This is a genomic window from Mucilaginibacter sp. UR6-11, from assembly GCF_020880695.1.
GTDB lineage: Bacteria > Bacteroidota > Bacteroidia > Sphingobacteriales > Sphingobacteriaceae > Mucilaginibacter.
The window spans coordinates 39,622-62,549 of the sequence record NZ_JAJIWO010000002.1; the positions used below are offsets into that span (position 1 = coordinate 39,622).

Genomic DNA, 22,928 nt, shown 5'->3' on the forward strand with positions numbered 1-22,928 from the left:
CTTTTTAATTAAAGTGTTAGACGCACATTAAATCCAATACTTCTGGTTGATGGCATAGAGTTAAATTCTACCCCTGACCCAGCGCTTCCAGAGCCGAAGAAGTTAACTTCCGGATCAATATATGGAACGTTTGAGTGGATAAGCCATAAGTTTCTTCCTTCAACACCAATACTTAAGCCTTTGATAAAGTTGGCATATCTTTTATAAATACTGCTAGGGAAAGTGTACGAAAGCGCAGCTTCCCTTAATTTTACATAAGAAGCGTCAAATGTATTGGCTTCGGTGTTACCGGCACTGTATTGTCCCCAGTAATCCTGCATACTTTGTACTGGTACCGTGTTGGGTATAAAAGTAGTACCGGAAGCAACAACACCAGGATCAACAAATATTTTACCTCTGTTAAGTGCTGTTTCTTCAGACAAACCATTTGTACGCAATGTAGATACGGTATTTGAGAACAGAACACCACCCTTACGGATATCAACCGTGAAAGCCAATGTTAAACCTTTATAGTTGAAGGTATTGGTTATACCACCTGTATAGTCCGGAGAAATCCCGCCCAACCGTTGATCGGTGATTGTTTTACGAAGACCTGTAGCAGGGTCAATAACAATATGTCCATTACCATCACGTACCCAGGCTACACCATATAGCCCTATTGATTTACCATTTTCTGCTTTAACTGTCAAACCACTATAGCCACTTTGAACAGTTACTTGTTTAATTTCAGCAGGTAAACTCACCGTGTTAATATTTCCGCTATATCTAAATTGGATATTCCAGTTAAAGCTTGGTATTTTTACAGGAACAAAACCCAATGTAACCTCTAAACCCTTGTTAGTTAATGAGCCGGCATTAATCACCTTAGCCGCATAACCGGTTGATTGAGGCAACGGTAAACTTAAAATTTGGTTTTTAGTAGTGTTTTTGTATAGATCCGCATCTAACGTAATCCTATCGTTTAAGAATCTTAAATCAACTCCAAACTCTGTTGAATTTTGATTTTGAGACACCAATTTATCAAGCCCCGGAATTGTTGACGGGCCGGTAAAGCCTAACAAACCGTTAAACGGAAAAGTAGAACCCGCACCATATTGAGCAAAAACAGAGCTTGCCGGTGTATAAACAAAATCTAAAGCATAAGGGTTGGTATCACCACCTACGTCAGCATAACTGGCTCTTAATTTACCATAGTTTAGCCAGGTGCTTTTTGGTAACACATCAGTAAACACAAAGCCTGCGCTAACTGAAGGGTAAAAGTAAGAGTTGTGGCTTTTTGGAAGTGTTGAGCTCCAGTCATTACGACCTGTTGCTTCCAAGTATAAGAAGTCCTTGTATGACAACGTTAAATCGCCATACACACCTTGAATTCTCTTTTTATTTGATGTATTTGTTGTAGTTACAGCTGCTGCGTTAGCAAAGTTATATAACTTGTCAACTGTTAAGGTTTGAGCATCTTCCTGATCTCTTTGATAATAGGTTTCATAAACAGACGTTCCTGCAATAAATTTCATATCTAAATCCGAAGTGATTTTATGATTAAAAGTAGCAAGGAAATCATCGTTAATGATTCGCTCATAAATATTAGCTGTAAAGAAGTTACCTGTTAACGCACCAATTGTTCCTGGTCTGGTAACAGCTTTGCGATATTCATTATAAATATCTGTTCCAATATTGTTTGATAAGGTTAACCAAGGTGCCACTTTGTAGCTTAATATAGCGTTTCCGTATATACGGTTATTAACAGCGCCAGATTTATTATTGTAAAGCAACCAATAAGGGTTATTACCATTTCTGGCCGGTGTTAATGTATTTTGCTGGCCGGTTGCATCCACATAGTTATCTTTCAACAAACCAATATCCACCGTTCTTGGGATGGCGTAGACAGCAGTGGATAATACGTTTGGAAAATTTGAGCTTTGTGTAGGCAAACCATCAGTAACGGTTCTTACATAATTAACAGTTGTCCTGACATCAAAACCAGGCAAAATAGTTTTGCCTGAATTAAACGATACTGCATTTTTATTTAACTTTTCCTGCTCAATTATACCAGTCTGTATGGTATTGGTATAACCAAAACGATAATCACCAGATTCACCGCCACCAGAAAAAGCAACCGAGTTGATATCGGTATGTCCGGTTTTGAAGAAATTCTTGATGTTATCAGGGTAAGCCTGAAGCTTAACATTTTGTCCTAAAAAGTTAGGGAATGTTTTATCTTGAACTTCACTAATCTTAGGACCCCAACCATTGGTATTTGCAATGTTGTAAGTACCCTGATTACCTTGCGCATATTCATTTTGGAATTTAGGTAATAATAACACATTATCAAACCTGGTTGTTGAATTAAACTCAATTGTTCCGGGGCCGTTCTTTTTACCTCTTTTTGTTGTGATGATGATTGCGCCGTTTTTTGCCAGCGTACCATATAAGGCTGCAGCTGCTGCACCTTTCAATACACTTATAGATTCAACATCGTCAGAGTTAATATCACCTGCGCGGTTACCAAAATCAATTGAAGCGACGCCCTGTGGGACAGCACTGTTTGATGTGGCCAACTGCTGAGCCGAGTTATCAATAATTAATCCGTCGATAACAAAAATTGGCTGTACGTCAGAGCTCAATGAAGTAGCACCACGAATAACAATTTTTGAACCGCCACCTAGTGTACCTGAAGATTGAGTAATGTTTACACCAGCAATCTTACCTGCAAGTGCCTGTACAACGTTGGTCTCTCTTGATTTAGTAATCTCACTACCTTTAACAACAGCAACAGAATAACCCAATGACTTGGTTTCTCTGGAAATACCCAAAGCTGTTACAACAACTTCGGTTAATTGCTTATTGTCTTGTGCTAATGTTACATTGATAACGCTTCTGCCCGAAACAGAGACTTCTTGCGTTACATAAGAAATGAATGAAAATACAAGTGTGGCGTTTTCTGGCGCACTTATGGAAAATTTACCATTCACGTCTGTTGGAACCCCAACACTTGCCCCTTTGATTTTTACTGTTACTCCCGGGATGGGTAGGCCATCATCTTTGGCTGTAACCGTACCAGTAACAGTACGGTTTTGTGCAAATACTTGTGTTACGCATAACACCAGAAAACACAAACTTACTAGTAGAAGTTTTTTCATGTTTGTTAATAATAAGATCAGTTAATAGTTAATTAATTATAAAAGTAATGTTCCGTTATTAAAAACACAAATTAAATCGTTAAAAAACCAAACTTTTTTTTTAAAAAAAGATGTTTTATTCGAGAAAATAAATATTTTTAGTACTATGTATTGCATAATACAATATAAAACATATATCTTTGTGATATGATAGCTGAAAACACACAAACACAAATGCGTAAGGGTATACTTGAGTACTGTATACTCTCTATCATCGCCCGCGATGAAACATACGCGTCTGATATAATTGCCGAGCTTAAAAAGGCTCAACTACTTGTGGTTGAGGGCACTTTATATCCATTATTAACCCGGTTAAAAAACAACGGCCTGCTAACTTATAACTGGGTCGAGTCAACCTCAGGCCCGCCGCGTAAATACTACGCGTTGTCTGACGATGGCCGAAAGATGCTTGAACAGCTGGACAAAACCTGGCACGAGCTTTCGTTTGCCGTACAAACCGCAACCGGAAAAAAGAAATAAAACTCACTCACTAAAAATCACATCATGAACAAAACAATTATCATAAATATAAATGGCACCGTTTTTCATATTGAAGAGGATGCCTACGAGATATTAAAAAACTATATGACGGATGTAAAACGTCATTTTTTAAACTCGGCCGATAGCCATGAGATCACTACGGATATTGAGAACCGCATTGCCGAAATGCTTTCTGAAATATTAGCGAATGAGAACAAGCAGGTTATTGTTGAGCAGGACGTTAGGCAGGTTGTTGAACTAATGGGCACCGTGCAGGATTTTGAAAATGCCGAACAGGACAACGACGCATCAGCGCCACATAACGGCTACGTTTATAACAGCGGTGCACGCATCCTGTTCCGCGATCCGGACGACCACCTGCTGGGCGGTGTTTGCGCCGGCTTAGGTAATTACTTTGATATAAAGCCTACATGGGTAAGGTTGTTGTTCCTGCTGACTCTGGTGTTTTTTGGCACGGGCTTCTTTCTGTATATCATACTTTGGATCGTGATCCCCCGCGCCGTTACCCGCGCCGACCGTATGGCCATGAAAGGCGAAAAGTTAAACCTGCAGGGTTTTAAGAATAATTTTGAAGAGGAGTTAAGCGCGGTCCGTAACCACCTAACCGATTTAAAGGACGAAGCTAAACCCATGATATATAAGCTCAGAGATTTTATAAGCGAGTTCTTTTATCATTTAGGCAGGTTTTTTAATGGCGTCGGCAAGGTATTAGTTAAAGTCTTTGGTATTGTTGTACTCTTGGCTTGCCTGGGTTTCGCTATTGTTTTAATAGTGTGCCTGGCAATGGTAACCCTATGGCCCGATTCACACAATCATATGTTTCCATTTAGCGTAATGGCCAATCAATATGCTAATCACATATATTTCTCTGGCTTTGTGGTGGCGGTGATACCACTGTTAGCTGTTTTCTTAATAACCTTAAAGGCGATCTTCAATACCGGTACCATTGATAAATCTATGGGCTCGGTAATATTTGTAATCTGGTTATTCGCAGTCGGTGTGTTGGTATTTTATGGATCGCGGGTTGCGGCCGGCTTTAGGTCATCCGCCAGCTTTAATCAAACTATCAGCCTGGCTACGCCCTCAAAAAACACCTACTACTTAAAGCTGAACGATGTAAAATACTTTACCCATGACGATAGTGTGCGGCTTAACCTGCAATCAGACAAAAATATAGTGGTTACTAATAGTAATGATTTTGAGGACTATGAACAAGACAACCTGTCAATCAGGATTGAAAAGAGCGACGTAAGCAAACCGGTGCTGGTTGAAACCTTCCGCGCCAAAGGCAGCCATTATGAGGATGCCTTATTAAATGCGCGCAATACCAAGTATATCTTTGTTCAACAGGATTCTGTTTTAAAATTTGACCGCTACCTGCAACGGTTACCGGGTAACCCATGGCACTCCCAGGAAATAGAGGTTACCTTAAAAGTGCCCATGAACTCGATTATTGTAATTGAAGACCGGCTAAGCGATTTTTTAAGAGACGGCATTGACGTATACCGGTGTAAAGAAAAAAACAAAAAGACAGAAGCTTCATCTGCGTCATTTGTGATGACAGACAATGGCTTGGAATGCAAGGTAGACACCCTGGTCACCACCATCCCAAAACCGGATAGCTTAAAAATTTTAAAGGTAAAATAGTAAAGGCGTTTGCTATTAATATAAGGTATATAGGTCTGCTGCCGTGCGGCGGGCTTATATAACCTTATATATTATTAAGATCTGCACACCATGCCTGTTTGAGCAGAATTTGAAGGCTAAGTGATCCATCTAAAAAAGTGGATCACCCGGATCACCATTTTTTGCTAAGTATCTGTAAATTAATATTTTGGCTTTTTGAGCGGATCGCTTTGGATCATCCTTATTCGTCAGGATCTTTAAGTATATTTTTTAATTAGGGTATTGATAATCAACAAACTGAAAAACGACCATTTTTTGCTGATTTTTCGGCGGTGGATCACTAAAAGTGGATCACCTGATTTAAGTGACTCGTCCTGAAAAAGTTTATCCTTTTAGTTGTTATATAGTTAAACGAGTTCACTTATCCTCAATCAAAACAATCAGAAAAAGAGGATTGAATAAATCCCCGGCGTTAAAAAGTTAAATTTCCCTGTAACCTTCTTCCGGGTTTCTGCATCTTATATAAAAACATTGCCACAGCCCTGATGCTATTGCTATGATAAACAACCGGTAACAAGCCGGATAATTAACATCAACGTTTACACTAACTATAAAAAAGAAGGAAAATTCTTTTACAGGAGTTTTATTGCCTAAGCTTTACCTGATATGAAAAAAACAGTTACTAAAATATACTATACCTTATTGCTGGCGGGTATTGGCTTAACCACTTTTGCGCAAACGGCCAGGGTAACCGGCAAGCTGGTAAACGACCAGGGTGTTAAATTAGATTATGCTACCGTGAGCATATTAAAAGCCACCGACTCGACCGTTATTAAAGGAGCGCTGACCAATAATGCAGGCGTTTATATTTTTGATAATATTAAACCCGGCGATTACATTGTAAAAGCAACCAATGTAGGTTATACCAAAGCCGCCAGCGCCACTTTTACGGTCACTGCCGATAAAGGCGATCTTACCGTGCCTGATTTAAAAATGAGCGCCAATGTAAAGACACTTAATACCGTTAATATTACCTCAACCAAACCTTTAATAGAGCGTAAGATAGACCGCACTGTTATGAATGTTGAAAACAGCGTGCTGGCTGCCGGTAACACCGCAATGGAAATTTTGGAGCGCGCCCCCGGCGTTACTATTGACAAGGACGACAACATCAGCCTTAAAGGCAAGCAGGGTGTAACCGTTATGATTAATGATAAGTTAACTTATTTATCCCCGGCACAACTGGCCACGCTTTTACGCTCGACCGATGGTACGACTATTCAGTCTATCGAGATTATTTCAAATCCGTCAGCAAAATATGATGCGGCGGGTAATTCGGGTATCATCAATATCAAATTAAAAAAGAACAAACAAAACGGCACCAATGGCAGCCTTACCGCCGCCGTGGCCAGCGCAAGCCGCCTGCGCGAAAGCCAGAACCTGAATATCAACCATAAAGAAGGTAACTTAAATATATTTGGTTTGCTTAGCCACGGTGATATCCCCAATTACCAGCGGATGGACCTTAACCGTAAAACCGTCGATGCAGGTAACAACACCTATTTTAGGCAAGAAGCCAGTTCGCCGCAGGTGTATCATTATAACAACTTTAAACTAGGCGCCGACCTGGATGTGACCAAAAACAATACTGTCGGGGTTGTAATAAGCGGCAACAGCAACAAAGAAAAAGATCTTAATAATAACTTTACCAAAATCGGCCAGTCAATGAATACCGTCGACTCTGCGTTAAATACCAGCTCTGAGATCCGGCAAACTTTTAGCAACCTGGCCGTTAATTTTAATGATCGTTTGCAATTAGATACCCTGGGGCAGACGTTAAGCGCGGACCTTGATTATTCAAAATTTAAAAACAACAGCAAAGCCAGTTATAATACCGATTATTATTTACCCGACGGTACTATCCAGCACGCCCCGGAGTTACTGCGTAATGAGACCCCCTCCGACATCGAAATATATTCGGCAAAGGCTGATTATGCCAAACCGCTAAGTAAGACCGTAAAAATAGAAACAGGTGCAAAATTTTCGAGTGTTAAAACGGACAATGACCTGAGGGCCGGGAAATTTAACGGCGCTGACTTTGTAAACGACACCACCCGCTCAAATCGGTTTATCTATACCGAAAAAATAACTGCCGGCTATTTTAATATTAACAAGCAATACAAAAACGGTTCGGTACAATTGGGCCTTCGTGCAGAGTACACGCAGTCGAACGGGAACCTGCTTGGCAGCACCCCGGTTGACCGGAGCTATCTTAACTTTTTTCCCAGCCTGTTTATCAATCAGACGCTAAATAGCAAAAACGAATTTAATTTTTCATTCAGCCGCCGTATTGACCGCCCTAATTACAGCGAATTAAATCCTTTTGTTTACTATCTTGATCCGTACACATTTTCAAAAGGAAACGCGTTTTTAAAACCGCAATACACCAATAACTTTGAATTGGGTTATGTATATAATAAAACCATTGACGTGAATTTTGGCTATAGCCATACTACGGATGCAAATATTGAGATCATATTAACACAGGGCAAAAAAAGCTTTCAAACCAACCTCAACCTGGCTACACAAACTAATTATAATGTAAATATATTTTCTCCTTATACTATTGCGAAATGGTGGACAGGGAACGCGAACCTTAACGGTTTTTACACCAAATTTAAAGCTGATAGCATTAATGGCCACAACATTGACAACGGCACCGCCGCTTTTGTTTTTAAAACCACGCAGACTTTCCTGTTCGGTACCTTTAAAGGCGAAGTTTCACTTAACTATTCATCGCGGATGACGTATGGTATTTATGAGATGCACGACCGGAAATCCATAGACGCAGCGGTAAGCCAAACCTTTGCTGATAAGAAATTCAATGTTAAGTTTGGGGTAGATGATGTCTTTAATCTGCGTCGTAATGATCTTGACAGCCATGAACTGGGCAATGATTTCAGTATCCGACAAAAAAGAGACAGCCGGGTATACAGATTGACAGTGACCTACAACTTTGGCAATGCTAAGATCAAACAACGCGAGCACCGCACCGGCGCCGAAGAAGAAGCTGGCAGAGCCGGCGGGGGTAATTAAACGTAGCTATAATAACATCGAACACCGAAAATCAACATTCGGTGTTCGGTTTAGCTTACTGCACCATAAAAACTGCGTTACCAAACAGCAGCTTACCATTCTCCCAAAAACTACGGAACAATGGGTCGTCAACCAGGTATACTACCGAGCCGCGGCCCATAGGTTGTATACCCAACAGTAAACCATCCCTAATTTTTTCTTTGCCTTTTTGGCCAACAAAACCGGCAACGTAGCCATCCTTTTTTACGGTGCCCACATTCCAGTCGCCGTCATCTAAAAGTGCATAGATATCATCGGTTAATTTAAGCGTATAGTAATAGTTTGGGTAGCCAAAACCCAATGGATGGGTGTTATCCAGGTTAATTTTATAAATAGCGCCAGGCACTGTGCTTTTAATGTTATCGCGGTTGCGGTTTCCAAATATTTTTAATGAGGGTTTGTTTTTTAAGGTGTCGGCGTCCCTCCGTTTAATGTCAAATCCTTTTTTACCGGCCAGTTGCGATACCGCACCCTGTAACGCAATTAACTTACCACCTGCTTTTACCCAGTTTTGCAAATCATCTGACGGAAAATCCTGATAATTACCATCGGGAAAGATAATCACGTCAAAATCGCCCAGTTTGGCCCGGCCCAAATTGTTATAGTTGATCAGGGTAACCGGGTAACCTATCTGCTGTTCAAAATATTCCCAGATCTCGCCCATCGCTTCTGACGATACACCTTCACCGCTCATCAGCATTACCTTAGGCGGGTGTATAAAATGCACCGATGCCGAGCCCAGGTCTACGCCCTTGTCAACAAATCCGGTGGTTAAAGGCGTCAGCTCAATGCCGGCATTGTCGGCGGCGCCGCGTACAACAGCGTCAAAGCCGGCATCAGCATTACCCGCTTTGGTTATAATTAATGAGCCGGCGCCAAATTTTTTACCGGCCGCTTCAAACGGCGCTTCGGCATACCTAACTTTAACGTTTTTTTGTAACAGCCCGCTTAAAAACTGAACGCTGGTTACTGATTGCCAGGCCGCAACATAGGCATAAGCGTGGGCGGTGGGTTGCGTTGCCAGCGGTGGGGTTAATACAACATCAACGATAGGTACAGCAGCCGGTTTTATGGCTTCCTTAAGGCCGTATGCCCGCAAGCCGTAAACATAAGGCAATGACCAGGCGGTAATGTCGTAGGTATTTGAGTCGGCAACAAAGGTTTTGGGCTCTAACAATACATTTAACAATACGGATTTAGGCTGATATGCACTAATGGTGATGTCCCTGGTATCAATATCAAACCGCTCGGTTTTCCCCGAAAAATAATTATATCCTGTTGCGCTGGTTTTTATACCGAATTTATATTGGATCCCATTTCTGCGCAGCAATTCGGTAAGGCTTTGCATCTTATCATCATTATCATTTTTAATAACATAACCCTTATACTCGCCGGTTGGGTTGGTGCGGCTGTTGTCAAAATACTTTTTAAACTCTGTAACCGCTTTTGCAGCGTTAGCCGATGCGGTTTCAATCGTACTTAAACTGTTAGAATGATGGTGTGCAATACGATCTTTCAAGGTCAGCACATCGCCGGTGCGGGTGGTAATGGCCAATCCTGCACCTATGCCCCCCTGCTCATACGTCATGCCGATAGAACCGTTATAAATGGGATAGGTATCGCCATACGAAGGATAAAGCAGATCAAATTCTTCCTTGGTAAAATATAACCACCCGTTCTGATCGAAATATTTAGCATTGTTTTTGCCGATAGTAGTTTGAAACTCTTTTTGCCATGGCGTAATGTCTCTATGAAAAGGCTCGGCAGCCGGCGCGAAATAATAGGGCGCATTATAACCCTGCTCATGAAAATCAACATGCACCTGCGGCAGCCATGAATTGTATAAGCCAACCCGGGCCTTTGATTCCTTTTGAGTTTGCCAGGCCCAATCGCGGTTTAAATCAAAGTAATAATGGTTAACCCGGCCACCCGGCCAGGGTTCGGCGTGTTCGCGCGCTGCCGGATCGGGATCAGGCACGGCGCCCTTTACCGAATTATAAAAGTTAACATAACGCTCATGTCCATCGGGGTTTAAACAGGGGTCGATCACCACAACCGTATTAGCCAGCCAGGTTTTAGTTTTGGCGTTGTCCGGATCAACCATATCAAACAAAGTAAGCATAGCAGCCTCGCTTGACGAAGGTTCGTTTCCGTGTACATTATAACTCAACCACACGATAACCGGGGTATTGGCCGTAACCGTTGCCGGGTTTGTTGCGGTCTGCATAAAGCCGTTTCCCAAGGCCTTGTTTTCTGCTAAACCAGCCAGGCCTATATTGTTTTTGCGGATTTCTTCCAGGCGGTCAATATTAGCATCCGAAGCTATAAACGCGGCAACCAGCGGGCGGTCCTCATTGGTTGTACCGTATTGCACCAGTTTTACATTTTTTGATACCGAGGCCACATACTTAAAATACTCGGTCACGCGGTATTGGTAGGTAAACCGGGTGCCCAACTCATAACCCAGGAATACTGACGGAGACTGGATTTTTTGCCCGAATGCCGAAACCAAACAGCCCAGGCAAACAGCTAATAGCGGGATCTTTTTTATCATACAGTTAATAAAGCTAAATATAATAGTTAAAATCACAAAAATCCGCACATTTGCATATCTTCATTTGCACATCAAAAACAATGACACCTAAACAGGCCCTCCAACAATATTTCGGATACAGTGAGTTCAGGCATGAGCAGGAAGCGGTTATAGAGCATGTTTTAAGCGGCGGGGATGTAATGGCGCTGATGCCTACCGGCGGCGGTAAATCATTATGTTACCAACTGCCCGCGGTATTACTAAATGGGTTAACCATAGTGATATCGCCCCTGATAGCATTAATGAAGGACCAGGTGGACAGCCTGAATGTGGCTGGCATACCGGCCGCTTTTTTAAACTCTTCGCAAAGCCCCGACGAACAGAGCCGCATTATTACCAAACTAAACAGCAACCATATCAAGCTGTTGTACCTGGCGCCCGAGCGGCTTTTTGGTTCAGGAAACAAGCTGGTTGATTTTTTGAGATCACTACCCGTACCCGTTGCACAGATAGCGATTGACGAAGCGCACTGTATATCGCACTGGGGCCATGATTTCCGCCCGGAGTATTTGATGCTGGCGGGATTGAAGGACCACTTCCCCAATATCCCGGTTATAGCGCTCACCGCCACGGCGGATAAGCTGACGCAAAAGGATATTCTTGAAAAATTAAATTTAAAGAACCCGGCCATATTTATCTCGTCCTTTAACCGGGCCAATATCACCTACCGGGTTAATCCCAAAAGAAACAGCTTTGACCAGCTGCTTGATTTTTTGGAGGATAGAAAAGATGAATCGGGGATCATTTATTGCCTGTCGCGTAAATCGGTTGAAAGCTTAGCCACTGATTTGAAAGCGCATGGTTTTTCGGCCGAAGCCTATCATGCCGGTTTGGACAACGCCTTGAAGGCCCGCAACCAGGAAACCTTTTTGCGGGATGATACCAAGATCATTGTGGCTACCATTGCCTTTGGCATGGGTATCAATAAATCCAATGTGCGTTACGTGGTGCATATGGATATGCCCAAAAACATTGAAGGCTATTACCAGGAAACCGGCCGCGCGGGGCGCGATGGCCTGGCCTCATCGGCGTTGCTGTTTTATTCGCCGGGCGATGCCATTAAGCTAAAAAGCTTCGTAAGTATTGATGGCGACCCTGAACAAACACAGGTAATGCTGAGCAAGCTGAACGATATGGCCAGGTATTGCCAGTTGCCCACCTGCCGCCGTAAGTTTTTGTTAAACTATTTTGATGAGCCGGCTCCCGACCATTGCGGCGCCTGCGATGTATGCCTGAGCGAGATCACCCGGTTTGACGGAACGCTCATTGCTCAAAAAGCATTGTCAGCGGTATTCAGGTTAAAGGAGCGCTTTGGTACCACTTACGTAATCGACTTTTTACGCGGATCAAAAAACGAAAAGATCCGTGAGGAACATAAAGAATTAAAAACCTACGGTGTGGGTAAAGACATCAGTAAGGCCGACTGGCAACGTTACCTGCGCGAACTGGTTGCCCTGGGTTACCTGCAATTTACCGAAACCGAATACCCTGTTTTAAAGCTCACCCCGGCAAGCGATGCCGTATTAAAAGGCTTGCAAAAGGTTGAGCTGATTGCCACACAAACCGTTGAAGAGCGCCAGACAGAAGATCTGCCATTTGAAAACGATTTGCTAAGCATCCTGAAAAATACCCGGCGGGATATTGCAACACACGAAAACGTCCCGGCTTATATTATTGTGTCAGACGCTACGTTGATGGAGATTGCCACCTATCTGCCGCAAAGTTTAGACGAGCTGCGGTTTATATCCGGCTTTGGTGATGTTAAGCTGGCGCGATACGGGCGCGAGTTTTTAGAACCGGTTAAAACCTACGCCCGCGAGCGGGGCCTTGACTCCAAGATCATCCATAAAAGTAAAAAGCGCGAGCGCAAAGCAAGGCCCGAAAGGGCAGCCACGCCCCGCAGCAGCGACACCCGGCGCGCAAGTTTAGAACTTTACCAGAAAGACAGGACCATTGCAGAAATTGCCGCCGAGCGCGGGCTATCGGTATCTACGGTTGAGAGCCACCTGAGCCATTTTGTGCAATCGGGCGAGCTGGATCTGCTCGAGATGGTGCCGTCAGAAAAAATACCGGCTATTAAAGATGCCGTGGAAAGCTACGGCGCCGAAAGGTTATCGCCATTAAAAGAAATACTGGGGCCTGATTTTACCTATGGCGAGATTAAAGCCGTGTTGGGCTGGATGAACAGAAATCAATAACTTTGGGCGTTCCACTTTGCGTGAGCGGAACGGAGCGGAACACCCGGAACGAAGCGGAACACTCCGGAACAGAGCGGAACACCCCGGAACACTCCGGAACAGAGCGGAACACCCCGGAACACTCCGGAACAGAGCGGAACACCCCGGAACACTCCGGAACAGAGCGGAACACCCGAAACAAAAAACCAGCAAGGTTCTTAAGTAAGATATGACTACTACCGAACAACTATACCAACACTACCTGCAACACCCGGTTATTACTACCGATACCCGTAAAATAACGGCTGGCAGTTTGTTTTTTGCCCTAAAGGGCGATAAGTTTGACGCCAACACTTTCGCCGGGCAGGCAATAGCAGCGGGGGCGGCGTACGCGGTAATTGATAATCCCGAATATCAACTTAATGAGCAATGCTTACTGGTTGACAATGTCTTGACCGCTTTGCAGGACCTGGCCCGCCATCATCGCCGGCAATTAACCATCCCGGTTATAGGGCTTACCGGCACCAACGGCAAAACCACCACGAAAGAGTTGATAAACGCCGTGCTGTCACAACATTTTATAACCTTAGCTACCCAGGGTAACCTGAATAATCATATCGGCGTACCCTTAACCATTTTAGGGATCAACGCGTCGCACCAAATGGCGGTGATTGAGATGGGCGCCAATCATATTAAAGAAATTGAATTGCTTTGCAGCATAGCCCGGCCAACGCACGGTCTGATAACCAACGTAGGCAAAGCGCATTTAGAAGGCTTTGGCAGTGTCGAAGGCGTGAAAATTGCAAAGGGCGAACTCTACGATTTCCTGAGCGGCCACGGTGGTGTAGCTTTTATCAACAGCAATAACCCGATATTAATGGAGATGCAGGCAGCCCGTAAGTTTACTACCCCGCCTATATTTTATGGCGATGCCATTGACGATTTGGTTAGCGGCGGGATTACAGAAAATGCCCCGTTGCTTTCCCTGGAATGGACCAACAACGGATCGGGAGAAACCTACGCTGTTAAAACACATTTAACCGGCGCTTATAACCTGGATAATATATTGGCGGCTATTAGCATGGGCGTTTACTTTAAAATGCCGGTTACCGAAATTAATGCCGGCATTGAAGGCTATCAGCCTAAAAACAACCGCTCGCAAGTTGTGCGGACAGCTACCAATACGCTGATCTGCGATTATTACAATGCTAATCCAAGCAGCATGATGGTAGCTATTGATAACATCGGCAAAATAACTGCCGGCCGCAAAGTTTTGATCCTGGGCGATATGTTTGAAATGGGTGCCGAAGCCGCTGCCGAACATGCCGCAGTTATTGAAAAGGCCCTGGCTACCGAAGTTGATGAGCGGATCTTTATCGGTACAGAATTTTTGAGGCAAAAGGCAAAAGGGGAAGGGCAAAAGGCTGTTTTTTATGAAACCGCCGAAGATGCCATTGCCGGACTGAAAGCTCAGCCTATAAAAAATTCGACGATATTGATCAAGGGGTCGAGGGGGATGGCGTTGGAGCGGTTGGTGGAGCTGTTTTAATAGTTCTTACCGGTTGCATTTTTTAATATCAGCATCAGGACTTACATTTTTTCCTCTTCCAACGGACTGTATCCCAAACGTGGAAATCCACCGCTCAATCGCCGCGGGGGCTATTACTTTGTCTTGATACAAAGTAATCAAAAATCAAGTCAGACGATAGGCCTCTTTGCCGCACAGGGCCTTTGCCCGGCAAATCAGGTAAAATCGGGGGCCCGGTCCTTTTGCCGCTTGTTGTCGCGCAAGGCTACCGCTTCAGGCAAAATTACCAATGCCCTTGCCAGCGCACAGCCCAACTTGTTTTACCTGATTTCACCCGAAGCTTTTCGTCTGACGGCTCGGTGCCAGCCAAAATTTAGTACTGGTAAGGATCAAAAAAGAAGGGCTTGTCTGTAAAGTGTCAATACTCGGGCTGACTTAATTTTGGTTACGCTAACGTCATCGCAATAAAAACCAACCTGTTATTTTGTCAGTCCCGCCCCTTTTTTAAACATCGGAATACTTTTTGAAATACGTATTTTAAAATACAAAGTATGAATCATTTAACATTCATTTTAGGATATATAAGTATGGGATCAGCATGGTTATTAATGATTGTAATTGCTGTTGTAAGCTTAATTGTGCAATGGCGCTTTAAAAGTAAATTTAAGCAGTACTCAGAGATAGGGTTAATGTCGGGCATGTCCGGGCAAGAGGTGGCCGAGCGCATGCTGAAGGATAACGGGATTTACGATGTACAGGTGATCTCTGTTGAAGGGCAGCTGACGGATCATTATAACCCCGAAACCAAAACGGTAAATTTAAGTCCGGATGTATTTAACAGCCGCAGCGTGGCTTCGGCGGCGGTAGCGGCACATGAGTGTGGGCACGCGGTACAGCATGCCGCCGGCTATAGCTGGCTAAGCCTGCGTACCATCCTGGTGCCGGTTACCAATGCGGCATCAACCTTAGTACAAATTACGCTGTTCATTGGTGTAATGCTGTTGTTTTTTGCACATAACCCGTTGGTATTAGCTATAGGGGTGGCCGCTTTGGCCGTAGTGACCTTGTTTAGCTTTATTACCCTGCCGGTTGAGTTTGACGCCAGCAGCCGCGCTTTAGCCTGGTTAAACAATAACTACACGGTAATGCAAACCGCCGAAGAGCATGAGCAGGCCAAAGATGCTCTTTGGTGGGCCGCTATGACCTATGTGGTTGCCGCGCTGGGATCGTTAGCTACGTTGTTGTATTATGCTTCAATGCTGAATAATAACAGGCGATAAGCCCCGGCCTCCTAAAGGGGGAGTAATAAAGCGCAAACAAAATATAAACGCCTCATTGTTTACACAATGAGGCGTTCTTTTTAATAAAACAGTTCTTTAAAAACTCCCCCTTCAGGCGGGCGAGGATGATTAGTTCATCCTGTATGGCGCAATCAAATAAAACTCGGGGATTTGGACATCAAACATCGCATTGTCCATCAGGCGCATCATTTGATACTCGCCTTTCATGCTTCCCATATCAGTTTTTAAATTACAGCCCGATACATACTCGTGCGAGCTCCCGGGTTCAATTACCGGTTGCAGGCCCACCACACCTTCGCCTTCCACTTCGCGCTTTGCGCCATTCGAATCAAATATATACCAGTGGCGGCTCATTAAACGCACGGCGTAGCTGCCCATATTTTCAATATTAACCTTGTAGGCAAACATAAAGTGGTCATTTGCCGGGTTAGAATATTCCGGCTGATAAATGGTTTCTACCGAAACCTTAACTCCTTCAGTTATAAATGTAACCATGTTGATAACTATCCTTTAATTCAAATATAAACCAGTTAATCAAAAACCAAGCCATCTTAATGGCATAATTTTCAGCAATATATATTTTTAAATGAAAAAGAAAAAAAACTAAAATGTTAAATCGTTAAAGCAGATACGGAATTTTCAAACCTTGGGTTGTGTTCAATCTCCTGTAAAATATCCTCCAACTCATCAAAAGTGCCGGCGGTCACCAGTTTCATGCGGTACTCTTTAAAGTTATCAATCCCCTTAAAATAGTTGGCATAATGCCTGCGCATTTCAAAAACGCCGGTTTTGGGGCCTTTCCATTCTATTGATTTTACCAGGTGGGTACGGCAGGCGTCAATCCGCTCGGCAAAGGTTGGTTTCTGCAGATGATTTCCGGTTTCAAAGTAGTGTTTTATCTCTCTGAAAATCCAGGGATAACCAATTGCCGCCCTGCCAATCATCATGCCATCTACGCCATATTCCATGCGCCAGGCTGCCGCTTTTTCAGGCGAGTCGATATCGCCATTGCCAAAAATGGGGATTTCTATCTGCGGGTTCTTTTTAATTTCGCGTATCAAACTCCAGTCGGCCGATCCTTTATACATCTGCGCGCGGGTGCGGCCGTGTATGGTTAGGGCCTTTATGCCCACATCCTGCAAACGCATGGCAACTTCCTGCACGTTTTTGGTATTATCATCCCAGCCCAGGCGGGTTTTTACGGTAACGGGTAAATGGGTGGCTTCAACAACCGCTTTGGTCATGGCTACCATTTTATCAATATCCTGCAGCAAGCTTGCGCCTGCGCCACGGCAGGCCACGTTTTTAACCGGGCAGCCGTAATTAATATCAATCAGGTCGGGCCCTGCCTGCGATGAGATAGCGGAAGCTTCGCGCATATGCTCGATATCACTGCCGAAGATCTGGATCCCGATGGGGCGCTCGTACTCAAAAATATCCAGTTTCTTGCGGCTTTTGGCCGCGTCACGGATCAGGCCCTCAGACGAGATAAACTCGGTGTACATCATATCCGCGCCATGCTGTTTGCATACGTAACGGAAAGGCGGATCGCTCACGTCTTCCATCGGTGCCAGCAGCAGCGGGAATTCTCCTAAATCAATATTTCCTATTTGTACAGACATGGCTTATCTTTAACCGCTGCAAAAATACGCATTTTAACGCAAATGACAGAAAACACTAATAAACAACTACATCCGGCTTTACAATTTATAATATTTATCAGCCTGACCATAGCCGTTATAGGCGGTGGTTATTTAATTGGCGCGGCTATGGTTGTTGGCCTGTATGGGGTAAACATTTTAATGGATATAGCCCGGCTTAACCTTAATAACCCCAATGCAGTAAATGGCCTTTGGGTGGTGCAAATTGTAAGTACCACCATCCCTATTTTGGCGGCATCGATCATCTTTGCCAGGCTGGTGGTAAAAAATCAGCGCGAATATTTAAAAACGTCTTTTAATTTCCCCGGGTTATTGCTGGTTATTGTTTTTTTTGTGATGCTGATATCATCGCCATTAATTGAATACCTGAGTAACATTAATCAGCAATTACAGCTGCCCCATTTTTTGGATGGCGTACAAAGATGGATGCGTGAAACTGAGGACGAGGCGCAAAGGCTCACCGCCGTATTGCTGCAAATGAAAACCATCCAGAGCATGATATTTAAATTATTGGTTGTTGGTTTACTTACCGCCATTGTTGAAGAATTTATGTTTAGGGGCTGTATGCAAACCATATTTATAAAATGGACCGGCAACCTGCATGCCGCTATATGGATAACCGCTGTACTGTTCAGCACGTTCCATATGGAGTTTTTTGGCTTTTTGCCCAGACTGCTGTTAGGGGTGTTGTTTGGTTATTTTGTGGCCTGGAGCGGCAGCATCTGGACGTCCGTTTGGGCACATTTTTTGAATAACGGCACTGCCGTTGTGGTAAGCTATCTTTATCAAAATAAAATGATAAAGTTTAACCCGGACGATCAGCATGTATTTAATTATGCCGGCTATCTGTTTAGCCTGATAATTGTTTTATTTTTGCTGTATCTGTACCGCTATACCGTAATGGCCAAAGAAAAAGCGCCTGTACTATAAATGGAAAAAAACTGGATCAAAATTTTTACTTCGGCTGATTTTTACCGGTCAGAAATTGTAAAACAGGTGCTATGCGAGCACCAGATTGATGCCGTATTATTAAACAAGCAAGCTTCATCACACCGCGATTTTGGCGACGTTGAGGTTTATATACACCAACAGGATTTTAGTCAGGCCATTGAGCTGATGATCCTGAACCAACTTTAAACCCATGAAAATTCGCGCCATTACGGGCTTCTTTTTTATTATTGTGATGCTCGCCTCCGTTTTACTGGATCATTATGTATTCGGGGTGTTTTATTTACTGTTAAGCGGCTTTGCTTTATGGGAGTTTTACGGTCTGGTTAAAACAGCAGGCATAAAGCCCGATGTCACTACGGGCATTTTAAACGGCATTTGTATTTACGCAGTATTTGCACTGGTAAGTTACGATAGCAGTTATCATAAATTATTATTCCTGCTGCCGCTTACGTTAAGCGCCGTATTTATACAGGAACTGTTTAAAAAAAGCAGCGCGCCGTTTACCAATATCGGCTATACTTATTTGGGCCTGCTGTTTACGATCGTACCTTTCACGTTCTTCCACGCGCTGGCTTATGTTGGCGGCGCGTTTAACTTTCATTTCCCGTTGGGGTTTTTGCTGATGCTTTGGGCCAATGATACCGGCGCTTATTTAGTGGGCAGCAAACTGGGGCGCACCAAGCTGTTTGAGCGCCACTCGCCCAAAAAAACCTGGGAAGGATTAATTGGCGGCATACTGATCACTGCGGTTGCCGCCTATTTTATCAGCACTTATTTTACCGAGATTGCGCTTGAACACTGGATCTGGATGGGCATCCTGATCAGTTGCTTTGGCACTACCGGCGATTTGATAGAATCTATGTTTAAACGCAGCATTGATGTCAAAGACTCGGGCGGCATCTTACCCGGCCATGGTGGATTGCTGGACAGGTTCGACGGATTATTAATTGCCGCACCAATTGTATATGCCTATCTATACTTCATTGTAAATTCGTAATTTTGTTTCTATGAAAAAAATGACTTTCCACAAAGAGGGATATACTTCGCTTGCGCTATGTATCTTATTTATCTTTGTTTTGAACGCAGCCATACAATTTTACTGGCCGCAGGCAACTGCCATAAAATGGGTAGTTTACATCCTGTCGTTTGTGCTGTTTGTAATAATTGTACAGTTTTTCCGCAACCCGCATTTTGAAATTGCACAGGATGATAAAGCGGTGCTTTGCCCGGCAGATGGCAAAGTGGTTGTAATTGAAGAAACCACAGAAACCGAGTTTTTAAAAGATAAACGCATACAGATATCCGTTTTTATGTCGCCGGTAAATGTGCATGTTAACCGAAACCCCATCAGCGGGGTTATTAAATATTTTAAATATCACCCCGGAAAATACCTGGTAGCGTGGCATCCCAAATCATCAACAGAGAATGAGCGCACCACCATCGTTATTGAAAATAAAGCCGGTACACCGGTATTGTTCAGGCAGATAGCCGGTGCGTTGGCCCGCCGTATTGTATGGTATGTTAAAGAAGGCGACAAGGTGGAGCAAGGCGATCAGTTTGGGTTCATCAAATTTGGCTCAAGGGTTGATTTGTTTTTACCACTCAACTCCAAGATAAATGTTGAAATAGGCGAGGTTGTAAAAGGCGGCCGCACTGTTATAGCAGAGTTGCCGGCTTAGCCAGCATTATATAATATCAAACAAAAGGGCCGGTAGAAAATAATTCTACCGGCCCTTTTTTATATTCTTTTATCCAGCTACCACCAACGCGAGTTATTAATCTCTTCGTCTTTTTTAGGCGGTGCGGCAGCGGTTACGGTTGATTTGGCAACAGGCGCCTGCTCTTCAGTTTCTTCTTTCGGCGAGGTGGCGGCTATAAGCGACTTTGGCCCGGCTGTAGCTGCAACAGGCTCCGGTTTTGCATTAGTTTCTTGTTTGGTAACTGCGGCAGGTGCCGGTTCAATTTTTTGTTCTATAACAGGCCTTGCAGCACTTATTTGGGTAAGGGTTGAAAGTTCCTGATGTAATTTTGTGGTCAGGTAATCGTCGGTGCTGAATTTGGTTTTGTTCCACTGTTCGGTTAGTGCTTCTATATCTTCGCCAACCGTAATGTAACCATTGATAACTGCACCCGGCTCAATATTTACCTTAGCCGATTGAATGTTGCCTCTAACTACCGCGGTTGCCTTTATATCCAGCAGATCAAGCGATAAAATATCGCCATTTACCGTACCGGTAACCAGGCATGTTTTTGAAGTAATGTTACCCTTTAATATGCCACGCAATTCAACAACAACCTTTTCGGCACAAAATAAGTTGCCGGTGAGTTTCTCATCCAATATAATAAACTCATCCGAAAAGTAATCATTACCATCATGTACCAGGTCCCTGATGTTACTTATAGGTTCAACTAATACTGGTATTTCTTTTTTAAAGATGTTTAACATGGATATTTAACTACTGGTATTATTATTGATCGCTGCTGAAACGGGTTACAACTGTTGTTGCATTACCAATATCAATGCCGATTGATGACTTTTCTAAGCCACCTGACACACGTAACGAGTTTAGGGCATAACCTTTGCTGGCTAATGCAGCAGGGTCGCTTACAACCTCTAATTGGGCTATCTCGCCAAACTCGTTTTTAAAGCAATCTACCAGGTCCTGGTAATACATACCACCACCACACAGGTAAATCTTATTGGTTTTCATTAAGTTTTTATCGGTAATAACGTTCCTTAAGTTAGGCGATATTACTTCATTATAGTATGATCTCAAAGCGGCCTTGCGGTGCTCTCTGACATCGATATTCTTTCTGTTAATAAACAGATACCCTTTCTGGAAGGCATCATCTAACGCATTAATGGTGCGCATCTCCAGGTAATGGCTCTTTTGCAACTCGTTGGCCATGTAGTTAATAGCATAGCGTAAGCCGTGTGTGCTTATCATACTTTGCTCAACCACGCCCGAGTCCATGCTTAACACAGATTCAAACGTTCCAAATCCGCAGCTCAGTATAAAGAAATTGCCTTTTGCCGCTTCTTCGCCTTTTCGCAAAGCTATAGAGCAGGCAACGATCTCGGGGATTACATCAACATTTTTTACATCAAGTATTGATGTTCTTTTACCATTACCACCAAAGGTTGACGCATCATACTCAACGATATGTGTCTTTTTTAATTGCTCAATTGCCACATCTTTATAAATGCGGTAAGTAGCATAAGGAAAACCGGTAGTAATTGTTACCGGTTGCTCAACATCATCAGTAACCAATAACATGGCCGCTTTGATTAATAATTGATAATCGAGGTCTTCCGGCGATGAATTGAGCAGTTTATGCGGGGAAAGGCCTTCGTTTAAAGCTAAATTACCGCAAATGTACCATTGGCCATTGTGGAAAACCTTCAAGCCGTTTAACAGGTCTGAAGATGTATTATTTAACGCAGAGTTATTGTTTTCAATTAAACTGGAAAAAGATTGAGATAGTAACATGCTGTTGTTTTAGGTTAAGGGTGCTGTATGATATATCAAATACTAAGTTAAATTTTCAGTTACCGGATTTACTCAATTGCAGTGAAAATCAATCTTTTATAAAACCCAGGGTTACCAAATTTATTAAATTAAGCTATAAAAAAAAATAATATACGGTTTTTACCACTCGCTTGTTACAATGATACCTAATTCTTTTCTCAACAGGGCAAAAAAAAACCCTTCCGGTGTCCGGAAAGGCTTTTTATAAATATTGTTATAATTACACTCTTTTTGACTTAATACGAGCTGCTTTACCGGTAAGGGCACGCAGATAGTAAAGTTTAGAGCGACGTACTTTACCGTGACTGTTCACTTCTACTTTATCAATATTTGGTGAGTTAGCAGGGAAAATACGCTCAACACCAATTCCGTTTGAAACTTTACGTACGGTAAATGTTTCGGACACACCAACACTGTTACGCTGGATAACAACACCCTGATAAACCTGGATACGCTCCTTGGTTCCTTCTTTAATTTTATAATGTACGCTTACAGTATCACCCGCTTTGAATGACGGAAACTTGTTAACAGTTACTGTTTGCTCTTCTACAAATTTTACTAAATCCATGATTTTAAGCTCTAAACGCGATTTTTAACCCGTAAAAATCGGATTGCAATTATAGGGATTATTTTTGATAATAAAAAGTCCATTTTAAAAATTTCCACATTTTGTTTTTTGTTAACAAAAATAGCGGTAACAACCCGACTGTTAATTATGCCGGACATTACTAAACGGATCAAAAAAT

17 protein-coding genes are annotated in these 22,928 nt (G+C 43.1%); 10 read left to right on the top strand and 7 right to left on the bottom strand.

Features of this window, described 5'->3' with window-relative positions; translation table 11 throughout:
- Nucleotides 1-8 precede the first annotated feature (8 nt).
- Nucleotides 9-3,140 (bottom strand): SusC/RagA family TonB-linked outer membrane protein, encoded by a 3,132-nt coding sequence (locus tag LJ658_RS05565; RefSeq protein ID WP_230545486.1) that lies wholly within the window; start codon nt 3,138-3,140, stop codon nt 9-11.
- A 186-nt stretch (nt 3,141-3,326) separates the two neighbouring features.
- Between LJ658_RS05565 and LJ658_RS05570 the strand changes: the two genes are divergently transcribed.
- The 3 genes from LJ658_RS05570 (at nt 3,327) to LJ658_RS05580 (ending at nt 8,402) form a co-directional block, all read left to right on the top strand.
- Nucleotides 3,327-3,659, top strand: coding sequence for a PadR family transcriptional regulator (locus LJ658_RS05570; protein ID WP_230545487.1), 333 nt, complete (start codon nt 3,327-3,329; stop codon nt 3,657-3,659).
- Nucleotides 3,660-3,683: 24 nt separating this feature from the next.
- Nucleotides 3,684-5,327 (top strand): PspC domain-containing protein, encoded by a 1,644-nt coding sequence (locus tag LJ658_RS05575; RefSeq protein WP_230545488.1) that lies wholly within the window; start codon nt 3,684-3,686, stop codon nt 5,325-5,327.
- 645 nt (nt 5,328-5,972) lie between these two features.
- Entirely contained in the window at nt 5,973-8,402 is a 2,430-nt protein-coding gene (locus tag LJ658_RS05580; protein ID WP_230545489.1) for an outer membrane beta-barrel family protein, read from the top strand.
- A gap of 55 nt (nt 8,403-8,457) precedes the next feature.
- Here LJ658_RS05580 and LJ658_RS05585 read toward each other — a convergent pair whose 3' ends face one another.
- Nucleotides 8,458-10,995, bottom strand: a complete 2,538-nt coding sequence (locus LJ658_RS05585; protein WP_230545490.1) for a M14 family metallopeptidase — start codon at nt 10,993-10,995, stop codon at nt 8,458-8,460.
- A gap of 80 nt (nt 10,996-11,075) precedes the next feature.
- Between LJ658_RS05585 and recQ the strand changes: the two genes are divergently transcribed.
- The 3 genes from recQ to LJ658_RS05600 all read left to right on the top strand — a co-directional run bounded on the left by recQ (nt 11,076) and on the right by LJ658_RS05600 (nt 16,019).
- Nucleotides 11,076-13,232 (top strand): DNA helicase RecQ, encoded by a 2,157-nt coding sequence (gene recQ / locus LJ658_RS05590; RefSeq protein ID WP_230545491.1) that lies wholly within the window; start codon nt 11,076-11,078, stop codon nt 13,230-13,232.
- Nucleotides 13,233-13,440: 208 nt separating this feature from the next.
- Nucleotides 13,441-14,760 carry a UDP-N-acetylmuramoyl-tripeptide--D-alanyl-D-alanine ligase gene (gene murF / locus LJ658_RS05595; protein ID WP_230545492.1) on the top strand — a complete coding sequence of 440 codons (1,320 nt, stop codon included), beginning with the start codon at nt 13,441-13,443 and terminating at the stop codon, nt 14,758-14,760.
- A gap of 530 nt (nt 14,761-15,290) precedes the next feature.
- Nucleotides 15,291-16,019 (top strand): zinc metallopeptidase, encoded by a 729-nt coding sequence (locus LJ658_RS05600; RefSeq protein WP_230545493.1) that lies wholly within the window; start codon nt 15,291-15,293, stop codon nt 16,017-16,019.
- Nucleotides 16,020-16,148: 129 nt separating this feature from the next.
- On the opposite strand, the gene apaG is transcribed toward LJ658_RS05600, so the two are convergent.
- Together apaG and dusB are read right to left on the bottom strand one after the other, a co-directional pair.
- Complete coding sequence (gene apaG / locus LJ658_RS05605; protein ID WP_230545494.1) at nt 16,149-16,535, bottom strand: Co2+/Mg2+ efflux protein ApaG; 387 nt, start codon at nt 16,533-16,535, stop codon at nt 16,149-16,151.
- Between the two features lie 116 nt (nt 16,536-16,651).
- Nucleotides 16,652-17,662, bottom strand: a complete 1,011-nt coding sequence (dusB, locus tag LJ658_RS05610; RefSeq protein ID WP_230545495.1) for a tRNA dihydrouridine synthase DusB — start codon at nt 17,660-17,662, stop codon at nt 16,652-16,654.
- 42 nt (nt 17,663-17,704) lie between these two features.
- Between dusB and LJ658_RS05615 the strand changes: the two genes are divergently transcribed.
- Genes LJ658_RS05615 through LJ658_RS05630 form a run of 4 tightly spaced genes read left to right on the top strand, consistent with a single transcriptional unit; the run spans nt 17,705 to nt 20,331 of the window.
- A complete protein-coding gene (locus LJ658_RS05615) occupies nt 17,705-18,631 on the top strand; it encodes a CPBP family intramembrane glutamic endopeptidase (protein WP_230545496.1) in 927 nt (308 codons plus the stop codon).
- Nucleotides 18,632-18,838: a hypothetical protein gene (locus tag LJ658_RS05620; protein WP_230545497.1), complete on the top strand. Its 207-nt coding sequence runs from the start codon at nt 18,632-18,634 to the stop codon at nt 18,836-18,838.
- A 4-nt stretch (nt 18,839-18,842) separates the two neighbouring features.
- Nucleotides 18,843-19,649, top strand: coding sequence for a phosphatidate cytidylyltransferase (locus LJ658_RS05625; RefSeq protein ID WP_230545498.1), 807 nt, complete (start codon nt 18,843-18,845; stop codon nt 19,647-19,649).
- 19 nt (nt 19,650-19,668) lie between these two features.
- Nucleotides 19,669-20,331 (top strand): phosphatidylserine decarboxylase family protein, encoded by a 663-nt coding sequence (locus LJ658_RS05630; protein WP_230546146.1) that lies wholly within the window; start codon nt 19,669-19,671, stop codon nt 20,329-20,331.
- A gap of 77 nt (nt 20,332-20,408) precedes the next feature.
- Here the strand turns inward: LJ658_RS05630 and LJ658_RS05635 are convergent, their stop codons facing one another.
- The 3 genes from LJ658_RS05635 to rplS all read right to left on the bottom strand — a co-directional run bounded on the left by LJ658_RS05635 (nt 20,409) and on the right by rplS (nt 22,750).
- Nucleotides 20,409-21,098, bottom strand: coding sequence for a polymer-forming cytoskeletal protein (locus tag LJ658_RS05635; protein ID WP_230545499.1), 690 nt, complete (start codon nt 21,096-21,098; stop codon nt 20,409-20,411).
- A 22-nt stretch (nt 21,099-21,120) separates the two neighbouring features.
- Complete coding sequence (locus LJ658_RS05640; protein WP_230545500.1) at nt 21,121-22,143, bottom strand: ParM/StbA family protein; 1,023 nt, start codon at nt 22,141-22,143, stop codon at nt 21,121-21,123.
- Nucleotides 22,144-22,402: 259 nt separating this feature from the next.
- Complete coding sequence (rplS, locus tag LJ658_RS05645) at nt 22,403-22,750, bottom strand: 50S ribosomal protein L19 (RefSeq protein ID WP_175270515.1); 348 nt, start codon at nt 22,748-22,750, stop codon at nt 22,403-22,405.
- Nucleotides 22,751-22,928 lie beyond the last annotated feature (178 nt).

What these genes read in the sequence shown, in the direction of transcription:
- LJ658_RS05630 (WP_230546146.1), top strand. Translation starts at nt 19,669, where the DNA reads ATGACTTTCCACAAAGAGGGATATACTTCGCTTGCGCTATGTATCTTA.
- LJ658_RS05600 (WP_230545493.1), top strand. Translation starts at nt 15,291, where the DNA reads ATGAATCATTTAACATTCATTTTAGGATATATAAGTATGGGATCAGCA.
- LJ658_RS05620 (WP_230545497.1), top strand. Translation starts at nt 18,632, where the DNA reads ATGGAAAAAAACTGGATCAAAATTTTTACTTCGGCTGATTTTTACCGG.
- LJ658_RS05565 (WP_230545486.1), bottom strand. Translation starts at nt 3,140, where the DNA reads ATGAAAAAACTTCTACTAGTAAGTTTGTGTTTTCTGGTGTTATGCGTA.
- LJ658_RS05625 (WP_230545498.1), top strand. Translation starts at nt 18,843, where the DNA reads ATGAAAATTCGCGCCATTACGGGCTTCTTTTTTATTATTGTGATGCTC.
- rplS (WP_175270515.1), bottom strand. Translation starts at nt 22,750, where the DNA reads ATGGATTTAGTAAAATTTGTAGAAGAGCAAACAGTAACTGTTAACAAG.
- recQ (WP_230545491.1), top strand. Translation starts at nt 11,076, where the DNA reads ATGACACCTAAACAGGCCCTCCAACAATATTTCGGATACAGTGAGTTC.
- LJ658_RS05575 (WP_230545488.1), top strand. Translation starts at nt 3,684, where the DNA reads ATGAACAAAACAATTATCATAAATATAAATGGCACCGTTTTTCATATT.
- LJ658_RS05585 (WP_230545490.1), bottom strand. Translation starts at nt 10,995, where the DNA reads ATGATAAAAAAGATCCCGCTATTAGCTGTTTGCCTGGGCTGTTTGGTT.
- LJ658_RS05640 (WP_230545500.1), bottom strand. Translation starts at nt 22,143, where the DNA reads ATGTTACTATCTCAATCTTTTTCCAGTTTAATTGAAAACAATAACTCT.
- LJ658_RS05570 (WP_230545487.1), top strand. Translation starts at nt 3,327, where the DNA reads ATGATAGCTGAAAACACACAAACACAAATGCGTAAGGGTATACTTGAG.
- murF (WP_230545492.1), top strand. Translation starts at nt 13,441, where the DNA reads ATGACTACTACCGAACAACTATACCAACACTACCTGCAACACCCGGTT.
- apaG (WP_230545494.1), bottom strand. Translation starts at nt 16,535, where the DNA reads ATGGTTACATTTATAACTGAAGGAGTTAAGGTTTCGGTAGAAACCATT.
- dusB (WP_230545495.1), bottom strand. Translation starts at nt 17,662, where the DNA reads ATGTCTGTACAAATAGGAAATATTGATTTAGGAGAATTCCCGCTGCTG.
- LJ658_RS05615 (WP_230545496.1), top strand. Translation starts at nt 17,705, where the DNA reads ATGACAGAAAACACTAATAAACAACTACATCCGGCTTTACAATTTATA.
- LJ658_RS05635 (WP_230545499.1), bottom strand. Translation starts at nt 21,098, where the DNA reads ATGTTAAACATCTTTAAAAAAGAAATACCAGTATTAGTTGAACCTATA.
- LJ658_RS05580 (WP_230545489.1), top strand. Translation starts at nt 5,973, where the DNA reads ATGAAAAAAACAGTTACTAAAATATACTATACCTTATTGCTGGCGGGT.